At 66.9% G+C, this 18,158-nt stretch carries 19 protein-coding genes; 13 read left to right on the top strand and 6 right to left on the bottom strand.

Features of this window, described 5'->3' with window-relative positions:
- Window positions 1-34 precede the first annotated feature (34 nt).
- Window positions 35-496, top strand: coding sequence for a hypothetical protein (locus tag F1640_RS12190; protein WP_206694676.1), 462 nt, complete (start codon window positions 35-37; stop codon window positions 494-496).
- A gap of 22 nt (window positions 497-518) precedes the next feature.
- Here the strand turns inward: F1640_RS12190 and F1640_RS12185 are convergent, their stop codons facing one another.
- Window positions 519-896 (bottom strand): VOC family protein, encoded by a 378-nt coding sequence (locus F1640_RS12185; RefSeq protein WP_124810168.1) that lies wholly within the window; start codon window positions 894-896, stop codon window positions 519-521.
- Between the two features lie 98 nt (window positions 897-994).
- On the opposite strand from F1640_RS12185, the gene gmk reads away from it, so the two are divergent.
- Window positions 995-1,648, top strand: coding sequence for a guanylate kinase (gene gmk, locus F1640_RS12180; protein WP_124810169.1), 654 nt, complete (start codon window positions 995-997; stop codon window positions 1,646-1,648).
- 62 nt (window positions 1,649-1,710) lie between these two features.
- Here the strand turns inward: gmk and F1640_RS12175 are convergent, their stop codons facing one another.
- From F1640_RS12175 to F1640_RS12165, 3 genes are all read right to left on the bottom strand, one after another.
- Complete coding sequence (locus F1640_RS12175) at window positions 1,711-2,514, bottom strand: SDR family oxidoreductase (protein ID WP_194919410.1); 804 nt, start codon at window positions 2,512-2,514, stop codon at window positions 1,711-1,713.
- Between the two features lie 45 nt (window positions 2,515-2,559).
- Complete coding sequence (locus F1640_RS12170) at window positions 2,560-3,699, bottom strand: acyl-CoA dehydrogenase family protein (protein ID WP_194919408.1); 1,140 nt, start codon at window positions 3,697-3,699, stop codon at window positions 2,560-2,562.
- A gap of 119 nt (window positions 3,700-3,818) precedes the next feature.
- A complete protein-coding gene (locus tag F1640_RS12165) occupies window positions 3,819-4,979 on the bottom strand; it encodes an acyl-CoA dehydrogenase family protein (RefSeq protein ID WP_124810172.1) in 1,161 nt (386 codons plus the stop codon).
- A 206-nt stretch (window positions 4,980-5,185) separates the two neighbouring features.
- On the opposite strand from F1640_RS12165, the gene F1640_RS12160 reads away from it, so the two are divergent.
- The 10 genes from F1640_RS12160 (at window position 5,186) to F1640_RS12115 (ending at window position 15,488) form a co-directional block, all read left to right on the top strand.
- Entirely contained in the window at window positions 5,186-6,034 is an 849-nt protein-coding gene (locus F1640_RS12160; RefSeq protein ID WP_194919406.1) for an SDR family NAD(P)-dependent oxidoreductase, read from the top strand.
- The gene (locus F1640_RS12155; RefSeq protein ID WP_190287288.1) at window positions 6,031-7,458 is read left to right on the top strand and encodes an MFS transporter; all 1,428 of its coding nucleotides are present in this window, start codon (window positions 6,031-6,033) and stop codon (window positions 7,456-7,458) included. The genes F1640_RS12160 and F1640_RS12155 overlap by 4 nt, the downstream gene beginning before the upstream one ends.
- 127 nt (window positions 7,459-7,585) lie before the next feature.
- Window positions 7,586-8,875, top strand: a complete 1,290-nt coding sequence (locus tag F1640_RS12150; RefSeq protein ID WP_124810175.1) for an acyl-CoA dehydrogenase family protein — start codon at window positions 7,586-7,588, stop codon at window positions 8,873-8,875.
- A 123-nt stretch (window positions 8,876-8,998) separates the two neighbouring features.
- Complete coding sequence (locus F1640_RS12145; protein WP_124810176.1) at window positions 8,999-10,090, top strand: Zn-dependent alcohol dehydrogenase; 1,092 nt, start codon at window positions 8,999-9,001, stop codon at window positions 10,088-10,090.
- A complete protein-coding gene (locus tag F1640_RS12140) occupies window positions 10,087-11,166 on the top strand; it encodes a phosphotransferase family protein (RefSeq protein ID WP_194919404.1) in 1,080 nt (359 codons plus the stop codon). Before F1640_RS12145 ends, F1640_RS12140 begins: the two co-directional genes overlap by 4 nt.
- A gap of 115 nt (window positions 11,167-11,281) precedes the next feature.
- Entirely contained in the window at window positions 11,282-11,428 is a 147-nt protein-coding gene (locus F1640_RS12135; protein ID WP_124810178.1) for a lmo0937 family membrane protein, read from the top strand.
- 112 nt (window positions 11,429-11,540) lie between these two features.
- Window positions 11,541-12,746 (top strand): hydrolase, encoded by a 1,206-nt coding sequence (locus F1640_RS12130; RefSeq protein ID WP_194919402.1) that lies wholly within the window; start codon window positions 11,541-11,543, stop codon window positions 12,744-12,746.
- A gap of 5 nt (window positions 12,747-12,751) precedes the next feature.
- Window positions 12,752-13,765 carry an arginine N-succinyltransferase gene (locus F1640_RS12125; RefSeq protein WP_194919400.1) on the top strand — a complete coding sequence of 338 codons (1,014 nt, stop codon included), beginning with the start codon at window positions 12,752-12,754 and terminating at the stop codon, window positions 13,763-13,765.
- Window positions 13,766-13,792: 27 nt separating this feature from the next.
- Entirely contained in the window at window positions 13,793-15,058 is a 1,266-nt protein-coding gene (locus tag F1640_RS12120) for an N-succinylarginine dihydrolase (RefSeq protein ID WP_194919399.1), read from the top strand.
- Between the two features lie 199 nt (window positions 15,059-15,257).
- Window positions 15,258-15,488, top strand: a complete 231-nt coding sequence (locus tag F1640_RS12115) for a hypothetical protein (RefSeq protein WP_194919397.1) — start codon at window positions 15,258-15,260, stop codon at window positions 15,486-15,488.
- A 127-nt stretch (window positions 15,489-15,615) separates the two neighbouring features.
- Here the strand turns inward: F1640_RS12115 and F1640_RS12110 are convergent, their stop codons facing one another.
- Window positions 15,616-16,089: a DUF3237 domain-containing protein gene (locus tag F1640_RS12110; RefSeq protein ID WP_124810183.1), complete on the bottom strand. Its 474-nt coding sequence runs from the start codon at window positions 16,087-16,089 to the stop codon at window positions 15,616-15,618.
- Window positions 16,086-17,567 (bottom strand): carotenoid oxygenase family protein, encoded by a 1,482-nt coding sequence (locus F1640_RS12105; RefSeq protein ID WP_194919395.1) that lies wholly within the window; start codon window positions 17,565-17,567, stop codon window positions 16,086-16,088. The genes F1640_RS12110 and F1640_RS12105 overlap by 4 nt, the downstream gene beginning before the upstream one ends.
- A 66-nt stretch (window positions 17,568-17,633) precedes the next feature.
- Here F1640_RS12105 and F1640_RS12100 point away from each other — a divergent pair, with 66 nt between their 5' ends.
- On the top strand, window positions 17,634-18,104 hold the full coding sequence (locus F1640_RS12100) for a MarR family winged helix-turn-helix transcriptional regulator (protein WP_124810185.1): 471 nt from the start codon (window positions 17,634-17,636) through the stop codon (window positions 18,102-18,104).
- Window positions 18,105-18,158 lie beyond the last annotated feature (54 nt).

Here is an 18,158-nt window from a genome sequence, read left to right as displayed (position 1 = left end):
TGTCGGCCCCGGCGGGAATACCGAAGGGCAAGGCATGACGATCAGGGACAAGCTGGCGAAGATCAAACCCGCGCGTATCGCGCGGAAAGCGGCGGGAAAGGTCGCCGGGGCGGCGCGCGATGAAACCGCCAGCGATACCAAGAATGCCGGCCCAAGCATCCCCGGCCCCAGCACCAACGCCATGACCAACCTGATCCTGGCCGACATCGCGCTGCGCGCCGGCGGCGCGCTGCTGCGGCGCGGGGTGGAACGCGGGCTGCTGGGCAACAAGACCGGCACGGCCAAGGCGAAAAAGATCATCCGCGGCCGCACCATGGGCGAAACGCTGATCGGCACCGCGCTGGCCCGCGTGGCCACCCGGTCGGTACCGGGCGCGATCATGGTCGGCGGCGGCCTGCTGGCCAAGACGCTGTACGATCGCCGGCACGGCAAATCCGCGAAGGCGGAAGGCGAGGCAGCCGTGGATGCGAAGGCGAAAAAGGGCGCGAAGGAATAGCCCGGCGGTCCGCCTGCAGCCGTCAGCGAAGCCGGGCCGAAAGCTCCATCAGTTCCAGCCGGTTGCCGAACGGGTCGTCGACATAGGCGTGCTGGTAGCCATCGCGCGACGCCTCGTCGCGGATCACGTAGCAGCCGGCATGTTCCAGCTTCCGCACCAGATCGCCAAGATGCGCCACGATGAACGCGACGTGGGCTTTATGCACCGGGCGGAAGTCGGGATCGACGCCGAGGTGGACCTTGACGGCATCGCGTTCGAACCAGCAGCCGCCCAGCTTCGCCAGATGCGGCGGCTTGGGCACTTCACGAATGCCCAGCACGTCGCGGTAGAACGCCCGCGCGCGGTCCTCTCCGCCCGGTGGCATGGCCAGTTGCACGTGATCGAGCCTCTGAATGTCCATCCCTTGCTCCCGCCAGCGGCTCGCCGCCCAGTAACGACCCTGACCACGACCCTGACCACGGCCTTGACCACCGCCTTGTCCATGCGCCACTAGCACGCATGGCCGATAACACCACGCATACCACGGATACGCTCCATCGCAGGGGGCTGATGTTCATCCTGTCATCGCCATCGGGCGCGGGCAAGACGACGATCGCGCGCAAGCTGCTGGACGAGGACGACGAGATCGCGATGTCGGTGTCGGTCACCACCCGCCCGATGCGGCCGGGCGAGGTCGACGGCAAGGACTACTACTTCGTCAGCCAGGCGGAATTCGACCGCATGGTGGAGGAAAGCGCGTTCTACGAATGGGCGCATGTCTTCGGCAACAGCTATGGCACGCCCAAGGCGCAGATCCGCGCGGGCCTGAAGGAAGGGCGCGATTTCCTGTTCGATATCGACTGGCAGGGCACGCAGCAGCTTTACCAGAAGGCGGAAACCGATGTGGTGCGCGTGTTCATCCTGCCGCCCAGCCTGGACGAACTGCACCGCCGCCTGACCGGGCGCGGCACCGACAGCGCCGAAGTGATCGCCAGCCGCATGGCCCGCGCGCAGGCCGAAATCAGCCACTGGGACGGCTACGACTATGTCGTGGTCAACGATGACATCCAGAGCTGCTTCGACAAGGTGAAGCAGATCCTCGCCGCCGAACGCATGAAGCGCGCGCGCCAGACCGGGCTGATCGGCTTCGTCCGCGAACTGACGCGGGGATAAAACGGGCGCGCCGGCAGGCGGGCAACCTGCCGGCGATCGGCCTCAGTGCCCCGAAGGCCGGCTCAATGCGCCGAAGGATCGACGAAGTCGCTCGGGATCCAGGCGTTGACGATGCCGCCGTCGATCGGGATCGTCGTGCCGACGACATAGTCGCCCGCGCGGCTGGCCAGGTAGATCGCACCGCCGGCGATATCCTCGACGCCACCGATCCGCCCCGACGGGATGCCGCGTGCCGATTCCTCCGGCTTGCGCGCCGCCACCTTGTTCATTTCCGAAGGGTAGGCGCCGGGCGCGATGCAGGTGACGACGATGTTGTCCTTGATCAGCCGCGCCGCCATGCGCCGGGTCAGGTGGATCACCGCCGCCTTGGACGCCTGATAGCTGTAGGTTTCCCACGGGTTGACCCGCATCCCGTCGATCGAGGCGATGTTGATGACCTTGGCCGGTTGACCCGCCGACGCGGCCGCCTTGAGCAGACCGTGCAGCTTCTGCGTGAGGAAGAACGGCGTCTTGACGTTGAGGTTCATCACCTTGTCCCAGCCGCCTTCGGGGAAGTCCTCGAAGTCCGCGCCCCACGCCACGCCGGCGTTGTTGACCAGGATGTCGATCTTGGGCTCCAGCTTCGCCAGATCCTCGGCCAGCGCCTCGATCCCGGCGAGCGTGGAAATGTCGCCCGGCAGCGCGATCACGCGATCACCCAGTTCGCGCGCGGTTTCCTCTACCACCGCCGCCTTGCGCGCGGTGATGTAGACCTTCGCGCAACCGGCGGCGAGGAACCCCTCGGCCAGCATCCGGCCGATCCCGCGCGATCCGCCGGTAATCACCGCCACGCGGCCTTCAAGGCTGAACAGCTTGCTGAAATCCATGTCAGTGCCTTTCGCTTTCCTTCCGCACGGGAAGGACAATCAGGGTCAATATCCGCTCAGCTTCGCCACGCGCTCGGCATGGTAGAACGGATCGCCGGTGAATTCGGACAGCGCGCGGTCACGCTTCATGTAGAGGCCGATGTCGAACTCGTCGGTCATGCCCACGCCGCCGTGCATCTGCACGCCTTCGCGCACGGCCAGGTTGCAGACCTTGCCCGCCTTGGCCTTGGCCACGGCCACCATCAGTTCCGCCTTGTCCGAGCCGGCATCGAGCAGTTGCTGCGCCTTGATCACGGCGGCCTCGGCAATCTCGATTTCCGAATAGAGATGCGCGGCGCGGTGCTGCAGCGCCTGGAACTCCCCGATCAGCTGGCCGAACTGCTTGCGCGTCTTGAGATAGGCGGTGGTGATGTCGAACGCGCCGGAAGCGACGCCGATCTGCTCCGCCGCCGCGCCGACGCGGCCAGCATCGAGCACGCGGTTCAGCAGCGCGCGGCCGCCATCGACCTCGCCGATCACGCAATCGCCATCCAGCTCCACGTTGTCGAACGTGACGTGGCTGGCCATGGCGCTGTCGACCAGCCGCACCACGTCATGCCGCACGCCCGCCGCATCCTTCGGCACCGCGAACAGGGTGACACCATCGGCATCGCCGTCGCTGCCCGCGGTGCGCGCGGCCACGATCAGGGCATCGGCCGAGGCGCCGTGGACCACGAAGTCCTTGCGGCCCGAAAGGCGGAAGCCGTTGCCCGCCTTCTCGGCGCGGCAGGCGATGCGTTCAGGCCGGTGTTTGGGGCCTTCGTCGATCGCCACGGCCAGCACCGTCTCGCCCGCGATCACGCCCGGCAGCCAGCGGCCGCGCAATTCGTCCGATCCGGCGGACAGCGCGGTCACGCCCATGACCGCCGTGGTCAGGAACGGCGAAGGGGTGAGGTTGCGCCCGATTTCCGTCAGCACGATACCCGCCTCGACATGGCCCATCGCCAGCCCGCCATCGGCTTCGGCGGCGAGAATGCCGGTCAGGCCCAGCTCGGCGAACTGCTTCCACAGCGCATGGCCGAACCCGTCCGGGCAGTTGGTGTCGCGCCAGTGGCGCAGCTGCTGCTTGATCGCGCCTTCGTCGGCCATGAAGCCGGTGACGGTTTCGGCGAGCATCGCCTGGTCTTCGGTATGGTAGAGCGGCATGTCGTTTGCTCCGTTTCCCCTCCCGCTTGCGGGAGGGGTCAGGGGTGGGCATGGCTTGGGGGGCGCCTCGTTCGGCCCACCCCCGGCCCCTCCCGCAAGCGGGAGGGGGGATCGAAGCGTCAGGCCCCCGGAAGATCCAGGATGCGCTTGGCGATCACGTTGAGCATCACCTCGCTGGTGCCGCCCTCGATCGAGTTGGCCTTGGTCCGCAGCCACGATCGCGCGGGCGTGCCGCCGCTGGTCGCTTCGCTTTCCCATTCCAGCGCGGTGCTGCCGCCGGCGGCCATCAGCAATTCGTGCCGGCGCTTGTTCAGCTCGGTCCCGGCATACTTCATCATGTTGGGCTGCGCCGGATGCGCCTTGCCCACCTTGATCTCGTCGAGGAACTTCTCACCCATCGCGGTATAGGCCAGCGCATCGACATCGAACTGCGCCAGTTCGGCGCGCAGGATCGGGTCTTCCAGCCCGTTCCGCGCGATCACCGCGCCGATCGTGGTCAGCCGGTCGCTGCCGCCCGCGCCGGAGATCATCTCGCGCTCGTGGCCCAGCAGATATTTCGCCACGTCCCAGCCGCGGTTGAGCTGGCCGACGATCTGCGCCTTGGGCACCTGCACGTTGTCGAAGAACGTCTCGCAGAACGGCGAACTGCCCGAAATCAGCTTGATCGGCTTGGTGGTGACGCCGGGGCTCTCCATGTCGAACAGCAGGAAGGAAATGCCCTGGTACTTGTTGGTCTTGTCCGTGCGGACGAGGCAGAAGATCCAGTCGGCCTTGTCGGCATAGGAGGTCCAGATCTTCTGGCCGTTGACCACCCAGTGATCGCCCTTATCCTCGCCGAAGGTCTGCAGCGAGACGAGGTCGGAGCCCGATCCGGGCTCGGAATAGCCCTGGCACCAGCGGATTTCGCCACGCGCGATCTGGCCCAGGTAGTGAACCTTCTGCTCCTCGGTGCCGAACTTCAGCAGCGCCGGCCCCAGCATCCAGATGCCGAAGCTCGACAGCGGCGGCCGGGCGCCGATGCGGGCGCACTCCTCGCGCCAGATCTTGGCTTCGGCCGGCGACAGGCCCGCGCCGCCATAGGCCTTGGGCCAATCGGGCACGGTATAGCCCTTGGCCACGCAGCGTTCGAGCCAGGTCTTCTGCGCCGCGTTCTTGAACTGGAAGCGCCGCCCGCCCCAGCATATATCCCCTTCGTCGCGCACGGGCTCGCGCATTTCCGGCGGGCAGTTGGCTTCCAGCCACGCACGGATTTCCTGTCGGAAACTGTCGAGATCAGACATGTTCGGGCTCCTCTCTTAATCGCAAGGTTAAGGCGAGTCGCCGCGCTTGCGCAAGCGCGGATTTCCAAGGGTTTGCGCGATGCAAGGATGCCGTAGCGTCAAGCGCCAAGGCATTGACGAAGACCCATTCGCGCCTAAGCTCCCGGCCAAACAGACAGACCGGAACACGGTCCAGAACACAGGCCCGACCGGGCCGGGAGAGAACCATGCGCTTCGAAGGAAAGACCGTTGTCGTAACGGGTGCCGCCTCGGGAATCGGCCGCGCCACCGCGCTCAAGTTCGCCGCGGAAGGCGCGCGCGTCTATGCGGCGGACATCGACGAACAGGGCCTTGCCGCGCTGGCGGCGACCACCAACGGCAGCATCGCCACCGCGCGGTGCGACGTGACCCGGACCGAGGACATCAAGGCGCTGATGGACCGCGCTGCCGCCGAAACCGGTGGAATCGACGTGGTGTTCAACAATGCCGGCGCGGGCGGCGATCGCGCCACGATCGACGAGATCGAGCCGGCCGGCTGGGACCGCACGATGGACCTGTTGCTGCGATCGGTGGCGTTCGGCATCCGCTATGCCGTCCCGCACATGATCGGCCGCCCGGGCGCGGCGATCGTCAACACTTCCTCGGTCGCGGCGGTCGGGCCGGGCTATTCGCCCACCGCCTATGCCGTCGCCAAGGCCGGGGTGCTGCACCTGACCAAGTGCGCGGCGGCGGACCTCGCCAAACACCAGATCCGCGTCAACGCGGTGCAGCCGGGCTTCATCAACACCAACATCTTCACCCGTTCGCTGGACATGCCGGCCGAACTGGAAGCGCAGGCCAAGGGCGCGATCGCGATGATGTCACAAAGCGCACAGCCGGTGGCGCGCGGCGGCCAGCCGGACGACATCGCGGACGCCGTGCTGTTCCTGGCCAGCGACGCGGCCGGCTTCGTCACCGGCACCTCGCTGATCGTCGATGGCGGCATCACCATCGGCCCGCGCCACAGCTGGGATCCCGCGATGCCGGGGATGTTCGATGCCCTGCAGCAGATGGCAGACGCCGGGCAGCCGGCGTGATCCCGATAGAAGGCCGCGTTCCGACGCGGACCGCGGCGTTTGCCGGGCTTGGCAGCGTGGCCTACGGGATCAAGGACAACGGCTTCTCCACGTTCCTGCTGCTGTTTTACAACCAGGTGCTGGGCATGGACGCCCGGCTCGTCAGCCTGGCGCTGCTGATCGCGCTGGTCTTCGACGGGCTCGTCGATCCGCTGGTCGGCCATGTCAGCGATCGCACGCGCACGCGTTTCGGCCGGCGCCTGCCGTTCCTCTACCTTGCCCCGATTCCGCTGGGGATCGCGTGGGTGCTGCTGTGGTCGCCCACCGGCGCGCCCAGCTTCGCCACGCTGCTGGTCTCGGCCATTCTCGTGCGCGGGCTGGTCGCGGCCTGCGAGGTGCCCTCGGCCGCGCTGGTGGCCGAAATCAGCCGCGATTACGACGAGCGCACCCGCCTCACCCGCTTCCGCTTCGTATTCGCCTGGGGCGGCGGGCTGCTGATGCTGCTGCTGGCCTATGGCGTGTTCCTGCCCAACGCGATGCTGGCGCGCGAAGGCTATCGCGCGTTCGGCATCGCCGGCGCGATCCTGATGGCGGGTTGCGTGCTCGGCTCGGCGATCGGCCTCCACCGCACCATCGCCGGCTGGCCGCCGCAACAGGCCTCATCCGGCAAGGGACTGCTCGGTTCGCTGGGCGAAATCCGCGAAAGCTTCTCGCACCCCGCCTGCCTGGTGGTGATGGCGGGCATCGCCTGCGCCATGACCAGCCAGGGCATCACCTTCGCGCTGTCGAACTACCTGTACCTCTACGTCTGGCGCTTCACGCCCACGGCCTTGCAGATATTTCCGGTCGTGCTGTTCGGCAGCGTCATCGGCGCCTCGCTGCTCGCCGGGCCGGCACAGCGGCGCTGGGGCAAGGCGGGCGCGGTGGCGGCCACCGCGCCGCTGGGCATGCTGTTCTGGGTCGGCCCGCTGCTGCTGCGCTATGGCGATCTCTGGGCGGCGGACGGCAGCACGCCGGCGCTGGTGGCGATGTTCGTCTGCACGCTGCTGGCCAACACCTTCACCGTGACCTCGTCGATCGCGCTGTGGTCGATGGTGGCCGACGTGGTGGAAGCGTCGGAGGAACAGACCGGGCGCCGGTCGGAAGGCACGCTGTCGGCCGGGGCGTTCCTTGCGTCCAAGTGCGCCACCGGGCTGGGTATCTTCGCCGCCGGGCTGCTGCTCAGCTATGCGCAGTTGCAGCCCAACGCGCGACCGGACGCGGTGCCCGCGACGGTGATAGACCGGCTGAGCCTGGCCTATGCCGTCTGCACCGCCCTTCTCGCCGTGGCCACCGCCCTGATCGCGCGCCGGTTTCCGATCGATCGCGCCGCCCACGAAGCGCGGCTCGCCCTGCTCGACAAGCTGGCGCACAGCGATCCCGACGCGGGAGGGCTGCACCCCTGACGCCGGGGTCTGAAGCCCCCGGGACCGGTTTTGCTCCGGATCAAGGCCCGCTTTAACCGCACAGTTAGTTTTCGCTTGAATTCGCCCGATGCCCGGTGAATTCTTCCCGGACGCAAGGAGAGGACAGATGGATTTCGACCCCACAGAACGCCAGGTCTATTGGCGTGACCGCGTACGCCAGTTCATCGAGGACCGTGTCCGCCCGCGCAATGCCGAATTCAAGGCCGAGAAGAACAGCGGCGAACGCTGGAAAGTGATCCAGGTCCTTGAAGAGGAGAAGGCCCGCGCCAAGGCGCAGGGCATCTGGAACCTGTTCATGCCGCCGCAGTCCGGCCGTGCCCATGTGGACGACAGCTTCGCCTTCGAAGGCCCCGGCCTTACCAACCTCGAATACGCGCTCTGCGCCGAGGAAATGGGCCGCGTGGGCTGGGCCAGCGAAACCTTCAACTGCTCCGCGCCCGATACCGGCAACATGGAAGTGCTGCACCGCTACGGCACGCGCGACCAGAAGGACGAATGGCTCAAGCCGCTGATGAACGGCGAAATCCGTTCCGCCTTCCTGATGACCGAACCGCAGGTCGCCTCGTCCGACGCCACCAACATCGAAACCTCGATCCGCCGCGAAGGCGATGAATACGTCATCAACGGGCGCAAGTGGTGGTCCTCGGGCGCGGGCGATCCGCGCTGCAAGATCGCCATCGTCATGGGCAAGACCGATTTCGAGGCGAAGCGCCACCAGCAACAGTCGATGGTGCTGATGCCGCTGGATGCGCCGGGCGTGACGATCGAGCGCTTCCTGCCGGTGTTCGGCTATGACGACGCGCCGCACGGCCACATGGAAATCCGGCTCGACAACGTGCGCATCCCGGCGTCGAACATCCTGCTGGGCGAAGGGCGCGGCTTCGAAATCGCGCAAGGCCGCCTCGGGCCGGGCCGCATCCACCACTGCATGCGCACGATCGGCGTGGCGGAAGAAGCCATCGCCAAGATGGCCAAGCGCCTGCAATCGCGCGTCGCCTTCGGCAAGCGCGTGTCCGAACATTCGATCTGGGAACAGCGCATCGCGCAGGCCCGCATCGACATCGACATGACCCGCCTGCTCTGCCTGAAAGCGGCGGACATGATGGACAAGGTGGGCAACAAGGCGGCCGCGCTGGAAATCGCGATGATCAAGGTGCAGGCCCCCAACATGGCGCTGCGCATCATCGACGACGCGATCCAGGCGCACGGCGGCGGCGGCGTGTCCGAAGACTTCGGCCTGGCCGAAAGCTATGCCCACATGCGCACGCTGCGGCTGGCGGACGGCCCCGACGAAGTCCACAACCGCGCCATCGCGCGCATCGAGTTCGCCCGCCACGCGGAAGGCCCGCAGGGCGATCGCGGCTTCAGCTCGGGCGATCTGGGCGTCGCGCGCTAGGCCTCTCTGGCGCCAACTCCCCCCTCCCACACGCGGGAGGGGTTGGGGGTGGGCCGGTCGGGCACTCCGCCGCTAACGCTCGCCCTGCTCCGTCCCGATGGGGACCACAAAGGAAAAGCACACATGAAAGCCGCCATTCTCGAAAAGCCCGGCCAGCCGCTGGAAATCGACCGGCTCGCCATTGCCAAGCCCGGCCCGCATGAGGTGCTGATCCGCACGGCGGCCTGCGGCCTGTGCCATTCGGACCTCCATTTCATCGAAGGCACCTATCCCCACCCGCTGCCCGCCGTGCCGGGCCATGAAGCGGCCGGCATCGTCGAAGCGGTGGGCAGCGAAGTCCGCACCGTGAAGAAGGGCGACGCGGTCGTCACCTGCCTGTCCGCCTTCTGCGGGCACTGCGAATTCTGCGTGACCGGCCGCATGGCGCTGTGCCTGGGCGGCGACACGCGGCGGGGCGCCGGCGAAGCGCCGCGCCTGACGCGGGCCAGCGACGGCAGCGCGGTCAACCAGATGCTCAACCTGTCCGCCTTCGCGGAAATGATGCTGGTGCACGAACATGCCTGCGTCGCGATCAATCCGGAGATGCCGCTCGATCGCGCGGCGGTGATCGGCTGCGCGGTGACCACCGGCGCCGGCGCGGTGTTCAACGCCTGCAAGGTGACGCCGGGCGAAACCGTGGCCGTGGTCGGCTGCGGCGGCGTGGGCCTTGCCACCGTCAACGCCGCGAAGATCGCCGGCGCGGGGCGGATCATCGCCGCCGATCCGATGCCGGAAAAGCGCGAACTGGCGAAGAAGCTGGGCGCGACCGACGTGGTCGATGCGCTGGCCCCCGATGCGGCCAAGCAGATCCTCGAACTGACCAAGGGCGGCGTCGATCACGCGATCGAGGCGGTGGGGCGGCCGGCTTCGGGCGAACTCGCGGTCAAGTCGCTGCGCCGGGGTGGCACCGCCACGATCCTGGGCATGATGCCGCTGAACCACGCGGTCGCCCTGCCGGCGATGGACCTGCTTTCGGGCAAGAAGCTGCAAGGCGCGATCATGGGCATGAACCGCTTCCCGGTGGACCTGCCGCGGCTGGTCGATTTCTACATGCGCGGCCTGCTCGATCTCGACACGATCATTGCCGAGCGCATTCCGCTGGAAGGGATCAACGAAGGCTTCGAGAAGATGAAGCAGGGCCATTCCGCCCGTTCGGTGATCGTGTTCGACCAATGAGCGAACCGGCCCCGATCGACGCCCAGGCCGCCTTTACCGGAACGGTCGTGCCCGAAGGGGCCGACCGGCTCGACGAAGCGCGCCTGACCGAATGGTTCGCGGCCAACGTGGCGGGCTTCCGGGGGCCGCTGACGGTGCGCAAGTTCAAGGGCGGGCAATCCAACCCGACCTACCGCATCGACGCGCCTTCGGGCAGCTACGTGCTGCGGCGCAAGCCGTTCGGCAAGCTGCTGCCCTCCGCGCACGCGGTCGATCGCGAACACCGCGTCCAGGCCGGGCTGGCGAAGACGGGCTTTCCCGTGGCGCCGCAATATGGCCTGTGCACCGACGATTCGGTGGTCGGATCGATGTTCTACGTCATGGGCATGGTCGAAGGCCGCACGATCTGGGATGGCGCCATGCCCGGCGCCACGCCCGATTTCCGCCGCCAGACCTATCATGCCATGATCGACACGCTGGCGGCGCTGCACAGCGCGGACATCGAGGCGGCGGGGCTTTCGGATTTCGGCAAGCCCGGCAACTACTTCGGCCGGCAGGTCGATCGCTGGACCAAGCAGTACAAGCTGGCCGAAACCGAACACATGGACGTGATGGAGCGGCTGATCGCGTGGCTCCCCGCCACGCTGCCCGAACAGACGCGCACGTCGGTGGTCCACGGCGATTACCGCATCGACAACATGATCTTCGCGCCCACCGAGGCCCGCGTCGCCGCCGTGCTGGACTGGGAACTGTCCACGCTGGGCGATCCACTGGCCGATTTCACCTATGTCGCGCTCGCCTGGGTGACCGAGAACGGCGGCCGGTCGGGCGTGATGGACCTTGATCGCAAGGCGCTGGGCATTCCCGAACTGGACGAGATCGTCGAACGCTATTGCGCCGCCACCGGGCGCGATGGCGTGCCCGATCTGAACTGGTACTTCGCCTACAACTTCTTCCGCCTGGCCGGGATCATCCAGGGCATCAAGAAGCGCGTGATCGATGGCACCGCTTCCAGCGCCCATGCCCGGCAGATGTCGGAACGGGTCACGCCGCTCGCCGAAACGGCGTGGTCCTTCGCGGTCAAGGCCGGCGCCTGAACGTTACGTAACCAGGAACCAAAGCGGCGCTTCGGCGTAGATGGGCATCGAAACAGGAAAGCGCCGGGCGGCTCTCAGCAGACGACCCGGCAGCACCCGAAAAAGGATGCCAACCATGCTGATGACCATCGCCGTCGTGCTGCTCGTGCTGTGGCTGCTGGGCGTATTCGTGTTCAAGATCACCGCCGGCCTGATCCACCTGGTGCTGGTGGTGGCGATCGTCGTGGGTCTGTTCCAGCTGTTCACCGGTCGCAGAGCCTAGAGGGGGCAGACTGGCGGCAACAGGCCGCCTCACGCGGCGCCCATTGTAACCGGCACGGTCCTCTGCCAACGGGGGTTCACCCCGCCCACGGCAGCGGCTACACCGGTTACATATGCAACAGCTTTCAGCGACAGAACGCGATCTTGTCGGCCGCTTCAATGCCGGCGCCATGCTTTCGCAGGTACAGGCGTGGAGCGCGGTCAACACCGGCACGCGCAATCTGGATGGTCTGGCGCGGCAGTGGGACCTGCTGGCCGATGCCTTTTCCGACCTGCCGGGAGAAATCCGCAAGGTTGAACCCGCGCGCGTGACCGCCATCGCGGCGGACGGGCGCGAGGAAGAAGTGGGCCACGGCGCGCATTTCGTGCTCTCGGTCCGCCCGCAGGCCGCGCGGCGCTATCTGCTGACCGGGCACATGGACACGGTGTTTCCGGCCACACACGCCTTCCAGCAACAGCGCTGGCTGGACGACGAGACGCTCAACGGCCCCGGCGTCGCCGACATGAAAGGCGGGATCGCGGTGATCCTGGCCGCGCTCGCCGCGTTCGAAACCAGCGTGGCGGCCGGCAACGTCGGCTACGATGTGATGATCAATTCGGACGAGGAGACCGGCAGCCTCGCCTCCGCCGCGCTCATCGCGGAACTGGCGCGCGGCAAGGCGGCGGCGCTGACCTATGAACCGTCCGCCCTGCCCGATGGCACGCTGGCCGGCGCGCGCGCGGGCAGCGGCAACTTTTCGCTGATCGTCACCGGCCGCTCCGCCCACGCCGGGCGCAATCCGCAGGACGGGCGCAACGCGATCGTCGCAGCCGCCGATCTCGCCTTGCGGCTCAAGCACATGGAAACGGCCACGCTTTCGGTCAATCCCGCGCGGATCGACGGCGGTTCGGCCAACAACGTGGTGCCCGATCACGCGGTGCTGCGCTTCAACATTCGCCCGCGCGCGGTGACCGATGCCGATCGCTTCGCCGTGGCGCTGCGCGGCCTGATCGCCGAGATCGAGCGCGAGCATGAAGTCTCCATCCACCTCCACGGCGGCCTCTCGCGCCCGCCCAAGCCGCTCGATCCCCCGGCCGAGGCGCTGTTCGGGCTGGTCCGCGATTGCGGCGCGGCGCTGGGGCAACCGATCCGCTGGCAGAGTTCGGGTGGGGTCTGCGATGGCAACAACATCGCCGCGCTGGGCGTGCCCGTGGTCGACACGATGGGCGTGCGCGGCGGCGCGATCCATTCGCCCGACGAATTCCTGATCGTATCCTCGCTGGCGGAACGCGCGGCCTTGTCCGCGCTGGTCCTTCACCGGCTTTCCGGAGGCAACTGACCGTCATGACGCACCGTATCCGCGCCGCCAGCGCGCAGGACCTCCAGCACTTGTACGAGATGGCCAAGCTGACCGGCGGCGGCTTCACCAACCTGCCGCCCGACCGCAAGGCGCTGCAGGCCAAGCTCGACCGCTCGGCCGAAGCCTATGGCACCGAGGAAACGGGCGGCGACGAGCTGTTCGTGCTGGTGCTGGAGGACATCGAGACCGGCGAAGTGCGCGGCACCGCGCAGCTCTTCACGCGCGTCGGTCTGCAGTGGCCGTTCTATTCCTATCGCATGGCCACGCTGACCCAGCATTCCAAGGAACTGGGCCGCACCTTCCGCGCCGAAATGCTCAACCTCGTCACCGATCTCGAAGGGTCGAGCGAGGTCGGCGGGCTGTTCCTGCACCCGTCCGAGCGCGCGGGCGGCCTCGGCATGTTGCTGGCGCGCAGCCGCTACCTGTTCATCGCCATGCACCGCACGCGCTTTTCCGACCGCATCCTGGCCGAATTGCGCGGCATCATCGACGAACGCGGCGGATCGCCTTTCTGGGATGGCGTGGCCGGGCGCTTCTTCGGCATGAGCTTCCAGGAAGCCGATTACTTCAACGCCATCAACGGCAACCAGTTCATCGCCGATCTGATGCCCAAGCACCCGGTCTATATCGCGATGCTGCCCGATTCGGCGCGCAGCGCGATCGGCCTGCCCCACCCTTCGGGCCGCGCCGCGATGCGCATGCTGGAAGGCGAAGGCTTTGCCAACGAAGGCTATTTCGACATCTTCGATGGCGGCCCGACGATGACCGCGCGCACCGACCGGGTGAAGTCGATCGCCGAGGCGCGCCATGTGAAAGTGGCGCGGGTCTGCCCGCCCGACAATCCGAAGAAGGCGCTCGCCGCCACCGGCCACCTTTCCACCTTCCGTTGCACCTTCGCGGAAATCGGGGAGGATGGTGACGGGGTGACGCTCGATCCCATGGCCGCCGCCGCGCTGGACGTGCGCGAGGGCGACATGATCTGGCATGTGGAACGCTAAGGCCGCGCGAACCGGACGGAGTCTCCTGTGAAACTGGTGGAAATCAACTTCGACGGCATCGTCGGCCCGAGCCACAACTACGCGGGGCTGAGCCTCGGCAACCTCGCCTCGGCCAGCCATGCCGGCGATGTCTCCTATCCGCGCGCCGCCGCGCTGCAGGGCGTGGCCAAGATGCGGCACAACCTGGCGCTGGGGCTGGCGCAGGGCTTTTTCGCGCCGCTGCCCCGGCCCAATTCCACGCTGGTGGAGGCCATGGGCCTGACCGCGATCGACGAAGGCGATCCGGTGCAGCGCCGGCTGCGCGCGGCGGCCTGGTCGGCCTCGTCGATGTGGACCGCCAACGCCGCCACCGTCAGCCCCGGCCCCGATACCGCCGACGGCCGCTGCCACCTGACCCCCGCCAACCTCGTGACGATGCTCCACCGCTCGCAGGAATGGCCGGACACCGCCCGCCAGCTCGCGCTCGCCTTTGCCGACAAGGCGCATTTCGCGCTCCATGGTGCGGTTCCGTCGTGCTTCGGCGATGAAGGCGCGGCCAACCACATGCGCATGGCCGCGCGGCACGACGCGCCCGGCATCGAGATCTTCGTCTATGGCCGCACCGGCGGCGCGTTTCCGGCGCGCCAGCACGAACAGGCGAGCCGCGCCGTCGCCCGGCTGCACGGCCTCGATCCCGAACGCGCGCTGTTCATCGAACAGGCGCCCGAGGCGATCGCCGCCGGCGCCTTCCACAACGACGTGGTCGCCGTCGCCAACGAACGCGTGCTGTTCACCCACGAACAGGCCTTCGCCGACCCCGAGGGCGCCTATGCCGCGATCCGCGACAAGCTGCCCGAGGCGGAGATCGTGATCGTGCCGGCCGCCGCCGTGAGCCTGGCCGACGCGATCCGCAGCTATCTGTTCAACGCGCAGTTGCTGACGCTGCCCGATGGCGACATGGGCCTGGTAATCCCGCTGGAAGCCTGGGAAAATCCCGCCGTGCGCGGCTGGTTGGACGGGATGCTGGCCGGCAACGGCCCGATCCGCCGCGTGCGGCCGGTGGACGTGCGGCAATCGATGGCCAACGGCGGCGGTCCCGCCTGCCTGCGGCTGCGCGTGGTGGCCGATCCCGCCACGGTCGATCCGCGCTTCCTGCTGGACGAGGCGAAGGCCGATCGGATCGAGGCCACGATCGCCCGGCTCTGGCCCGAACAGATCGATCCGGCCGATCTCGGCTCCGAAACGCTTGCCACCACGGTGCGTGCGGCGCGCGCAGGCCTGCTCGATGCGCTGGACCTTGGTGCGCTGGCCTGACGCCACAGCGGGATCACTCCCACATTGGAACATCGGGACCCGCAGATTTCCTTAACTGTCGCCGCGTTTTACAGTTACCATCCGGTTAACCTTGCCCTTTCCCGGAAATCCGGGGCTGGCACGATGATTGCTGACTGGTGGTTGCAAAATGGCGCCGGCCGTCCCGGCAGAGAAGGACGCAGCGGCGCAGGGGATAACAATGTTCGGAAAGCTCGGTCGCCTTTTCGTCATCAAGACTCGCTTTGAGGCCTGCGCCATCATCTATGCGCTGGCGCTGGGCGCGGTCGAGCGCGGGCAGGTTTACCTGTCGGTCTATCCCGGCTTCGGCGGCAAGCTGCTGTTCCTGGCCTGCACCGTCGCCGTGTTCATGGCAGGGTCGAAGATTTTCGACTGCCTGCGCCACGAACAGGCCGACCGGCTCCGGATGTAGAACCAGGCGGTTCCACCCCGGCATCGTCAGTGCGAGCGTAGCGAAGCAATCCAGAGTTCCACGTGCCGCTCGGGATTGCCGCGGGGCTGCGCCCCTCGCCATGACGATGTAACCAACGCATTCGCTGCTACAGCACGCGCCAGACCCACAGCTTGATGCCCAGCGGGAAGCGCGCGCCCGAACAGATGAAGATCGAGCGGTTCATCCATTCATACCGGCCCTTGGGCGCGATGAATTCCGGCACCGTGCGGAAATAGTACTCCGCCGGATCGACCGCGTCTCCGGCGGCGAGCCGCTGCATCACCTCGGGCGGGCCGTGGCGCAGGCCACGGTTGCGGATCTGGATGACCACGCCGTCGTCGGTCTCCAGTGCATAGATCGCATCGGCCACCGTCACTCCGTCGGGGCGGGTCAGTTGCCAGTCCGCCGCGTTGCCGACCAGCTTTCCGCTGATCAGCGGCCCTTCCACGCGTCCGCCGCCCACGATCGGAATGATCCGCCGCGTCCCGTCATAGGTTTCGCCGATCGGGCGCGGCGGTTCGAGATCGCCCGTGGCCTCGTAGACGAATTCGAGGCCGGGCGGGCTTACCGGCGGATTCACGCGGCCTCCGCTTCCAGCAGGCCGATCTCCTCGGCATTGGCCCAGTTGCCGTGCAGGCCGAAGCGCAGGCGGATGGGGACGTGGATCGTGGCGACCGGCCCCTTCTCGATATCGAGCGCGTCGAAGATCAGCAGATCGCTGCGCTGTTCCTCCAGCCGGTTGCAGACCTGCACGATCCAGCCATCGCCTTCGGGCGCGTTTTTGGCGCGCGGGACGAACGCTGGCTCCTGCAGGCTGCTGACCGGGCCGCACCACCAGTGCTGTTCGGCACCGGTCTCGAAGTCCTTGAGGAACAGGCAGTTCATCAGCAACCCGCCGGCACTGCCGCCGCGCAGCTCGACCGGTCGCTTCATGTCCATTTCCAGCCCCCAGCCATAGCGCGTCTTGCGGCCGGTGAAGCGGTCGTCGATGCGCGGAAACTCGCTGGCGGTATCGGTCAGCGGACGGATTTCGTCGAAATCCTCGCTGTTAGAAGCCATATCGACCACCCAGTCGGTCAGACGGCTCATCGCCTCCATCCCGTTGAACGGCGCGCCGTGGACATCGGGGAAGAACGGGAACATGTTGTTCTTGGCCTCGGGCACGATGAAGTGGATCTTCGTGCCTTCCTGCCAGGCGTTCAGCACGTGGCTGGCGAAGCAGTTATCGCGCTTGAACCAGCGGATGTCGGCGTCGGTCACGCCATCGCGGCGGGGGATGATTCCCAGATAGACCGGCAGCGTCGTATCGAATCCGAAGTGCGGCTTGCCCTGTTCCAGCCGTTCCCAGCTGCCGATCGAGGGCACGATGTGCAGCACCAGATAGTCCTCGGTAATGCCGAAGTCGTGCATCATGCAGTAATAGGGCACCTTGAACCAGATCTCACGCACCAGTTCGCCCGTCGGGTTGACTTCCATGTAGGTCACGTCGTCGGCGCACAGGCCCGATGCGGCATAGCCGATCGCCACCATGTTGCCGCTCGCCGGGTCCACCTTGGGATGCGCGGTGAAGGTCTGCCCGGTCATCTTGCCGCCGAACTTCTCGAAGCCGAAGCTTTCCATCGTCGCCGGGTCCATGACCAGCGCGGGGCTGTCCTCCTTCATCGCCCACAGCTTGCCGCCGAAGATGAAGGCGTTGGTGTTGGCGGTGGAGCGGATCTCGCCCTTCACGCTCTCGTCATCGGTCAGCGGGTTGCGATAGGCGCCGAACAACGCCTTTCCGGCCTCGTTCTCCAGCTTCCACTTGTCCGTCTTCGCCCAGCGCTGGCGGAAATCGCACTGCCCGTCATGGATGTGGAACCGGGTGATCATGCCGTCGCCGTTGAAGGCGATGTCGTCGCCCAGCCGCGGCGGAAATTGCGGGTCGGGCTGGACGCGGTAGAAAGCGCCGTTTAACTCCTGCGGGATCGTGCCATCGTGGGCCAGATCGGCGATATCCGCCTCCACCCGCGACGGCGTGTTGAAGCCCGTGAAACTCGGGGTTTTTGGAAATTCGGCCATGACATCCTCCTTGTGATATTTGTATGCGACACTAACAAATAAGCAAGGGGCATCGGGGGTGGATCATTGATCAAGGACAAATTCGAGGACGCGATTGCGCCGGCCGACCCGGAATCCGGTGATATCGGCGCGATCAACGATATCCTGGGGTTCCACATCCGCCTGGCCCACGGCGCCTGCCTGCGCCACTTTACCGAGACGTTCACCGATCTCGATCTGACGCAGAAGCAGGTTTCCGTGTTGTGGCTGGTCGATGACCACCCCGGCATCGCCCAGACCGATCTGGCGCAGCGCCTGCGCATGGACCGCGCCACGACAATGGCGATCATCAACCGGCTTCAGGCCAAGCACCTCCTGCGCCGCGACCGTTCGCCGAAGGACGGGCGCAAGCAGGCGCTCTATCTGGAGCCGGCCGGCAACGAGATGCTGGCCAGCGCCAAGCGCGCGATCGGTGAGCACGAAGCCTGGGTCAAAAGCCGCTTTAGCGATCGCGAAGTGAAGATCCTGCTGGAATTGCTGGCGCGCATTCATGAATGAGTTATAGGAAATAACAGTTTCGCCGCCGGCAGGGACCGATCTGGCGCGAAGGGG

This window comes from Novosphingobium sp. NBM11, from assembly GCF_015390225.1.
Lineage (GTDB): Bacteria > Pseudomonadota > Alphaproteobacteria > Sphingomonadales > Sphingomonadaceae > Novosphingobium.
Note: the sequence above shows the minus strand (reverse complement) of the source record. Positions and strands in the feature narration are given on the sequence as shown.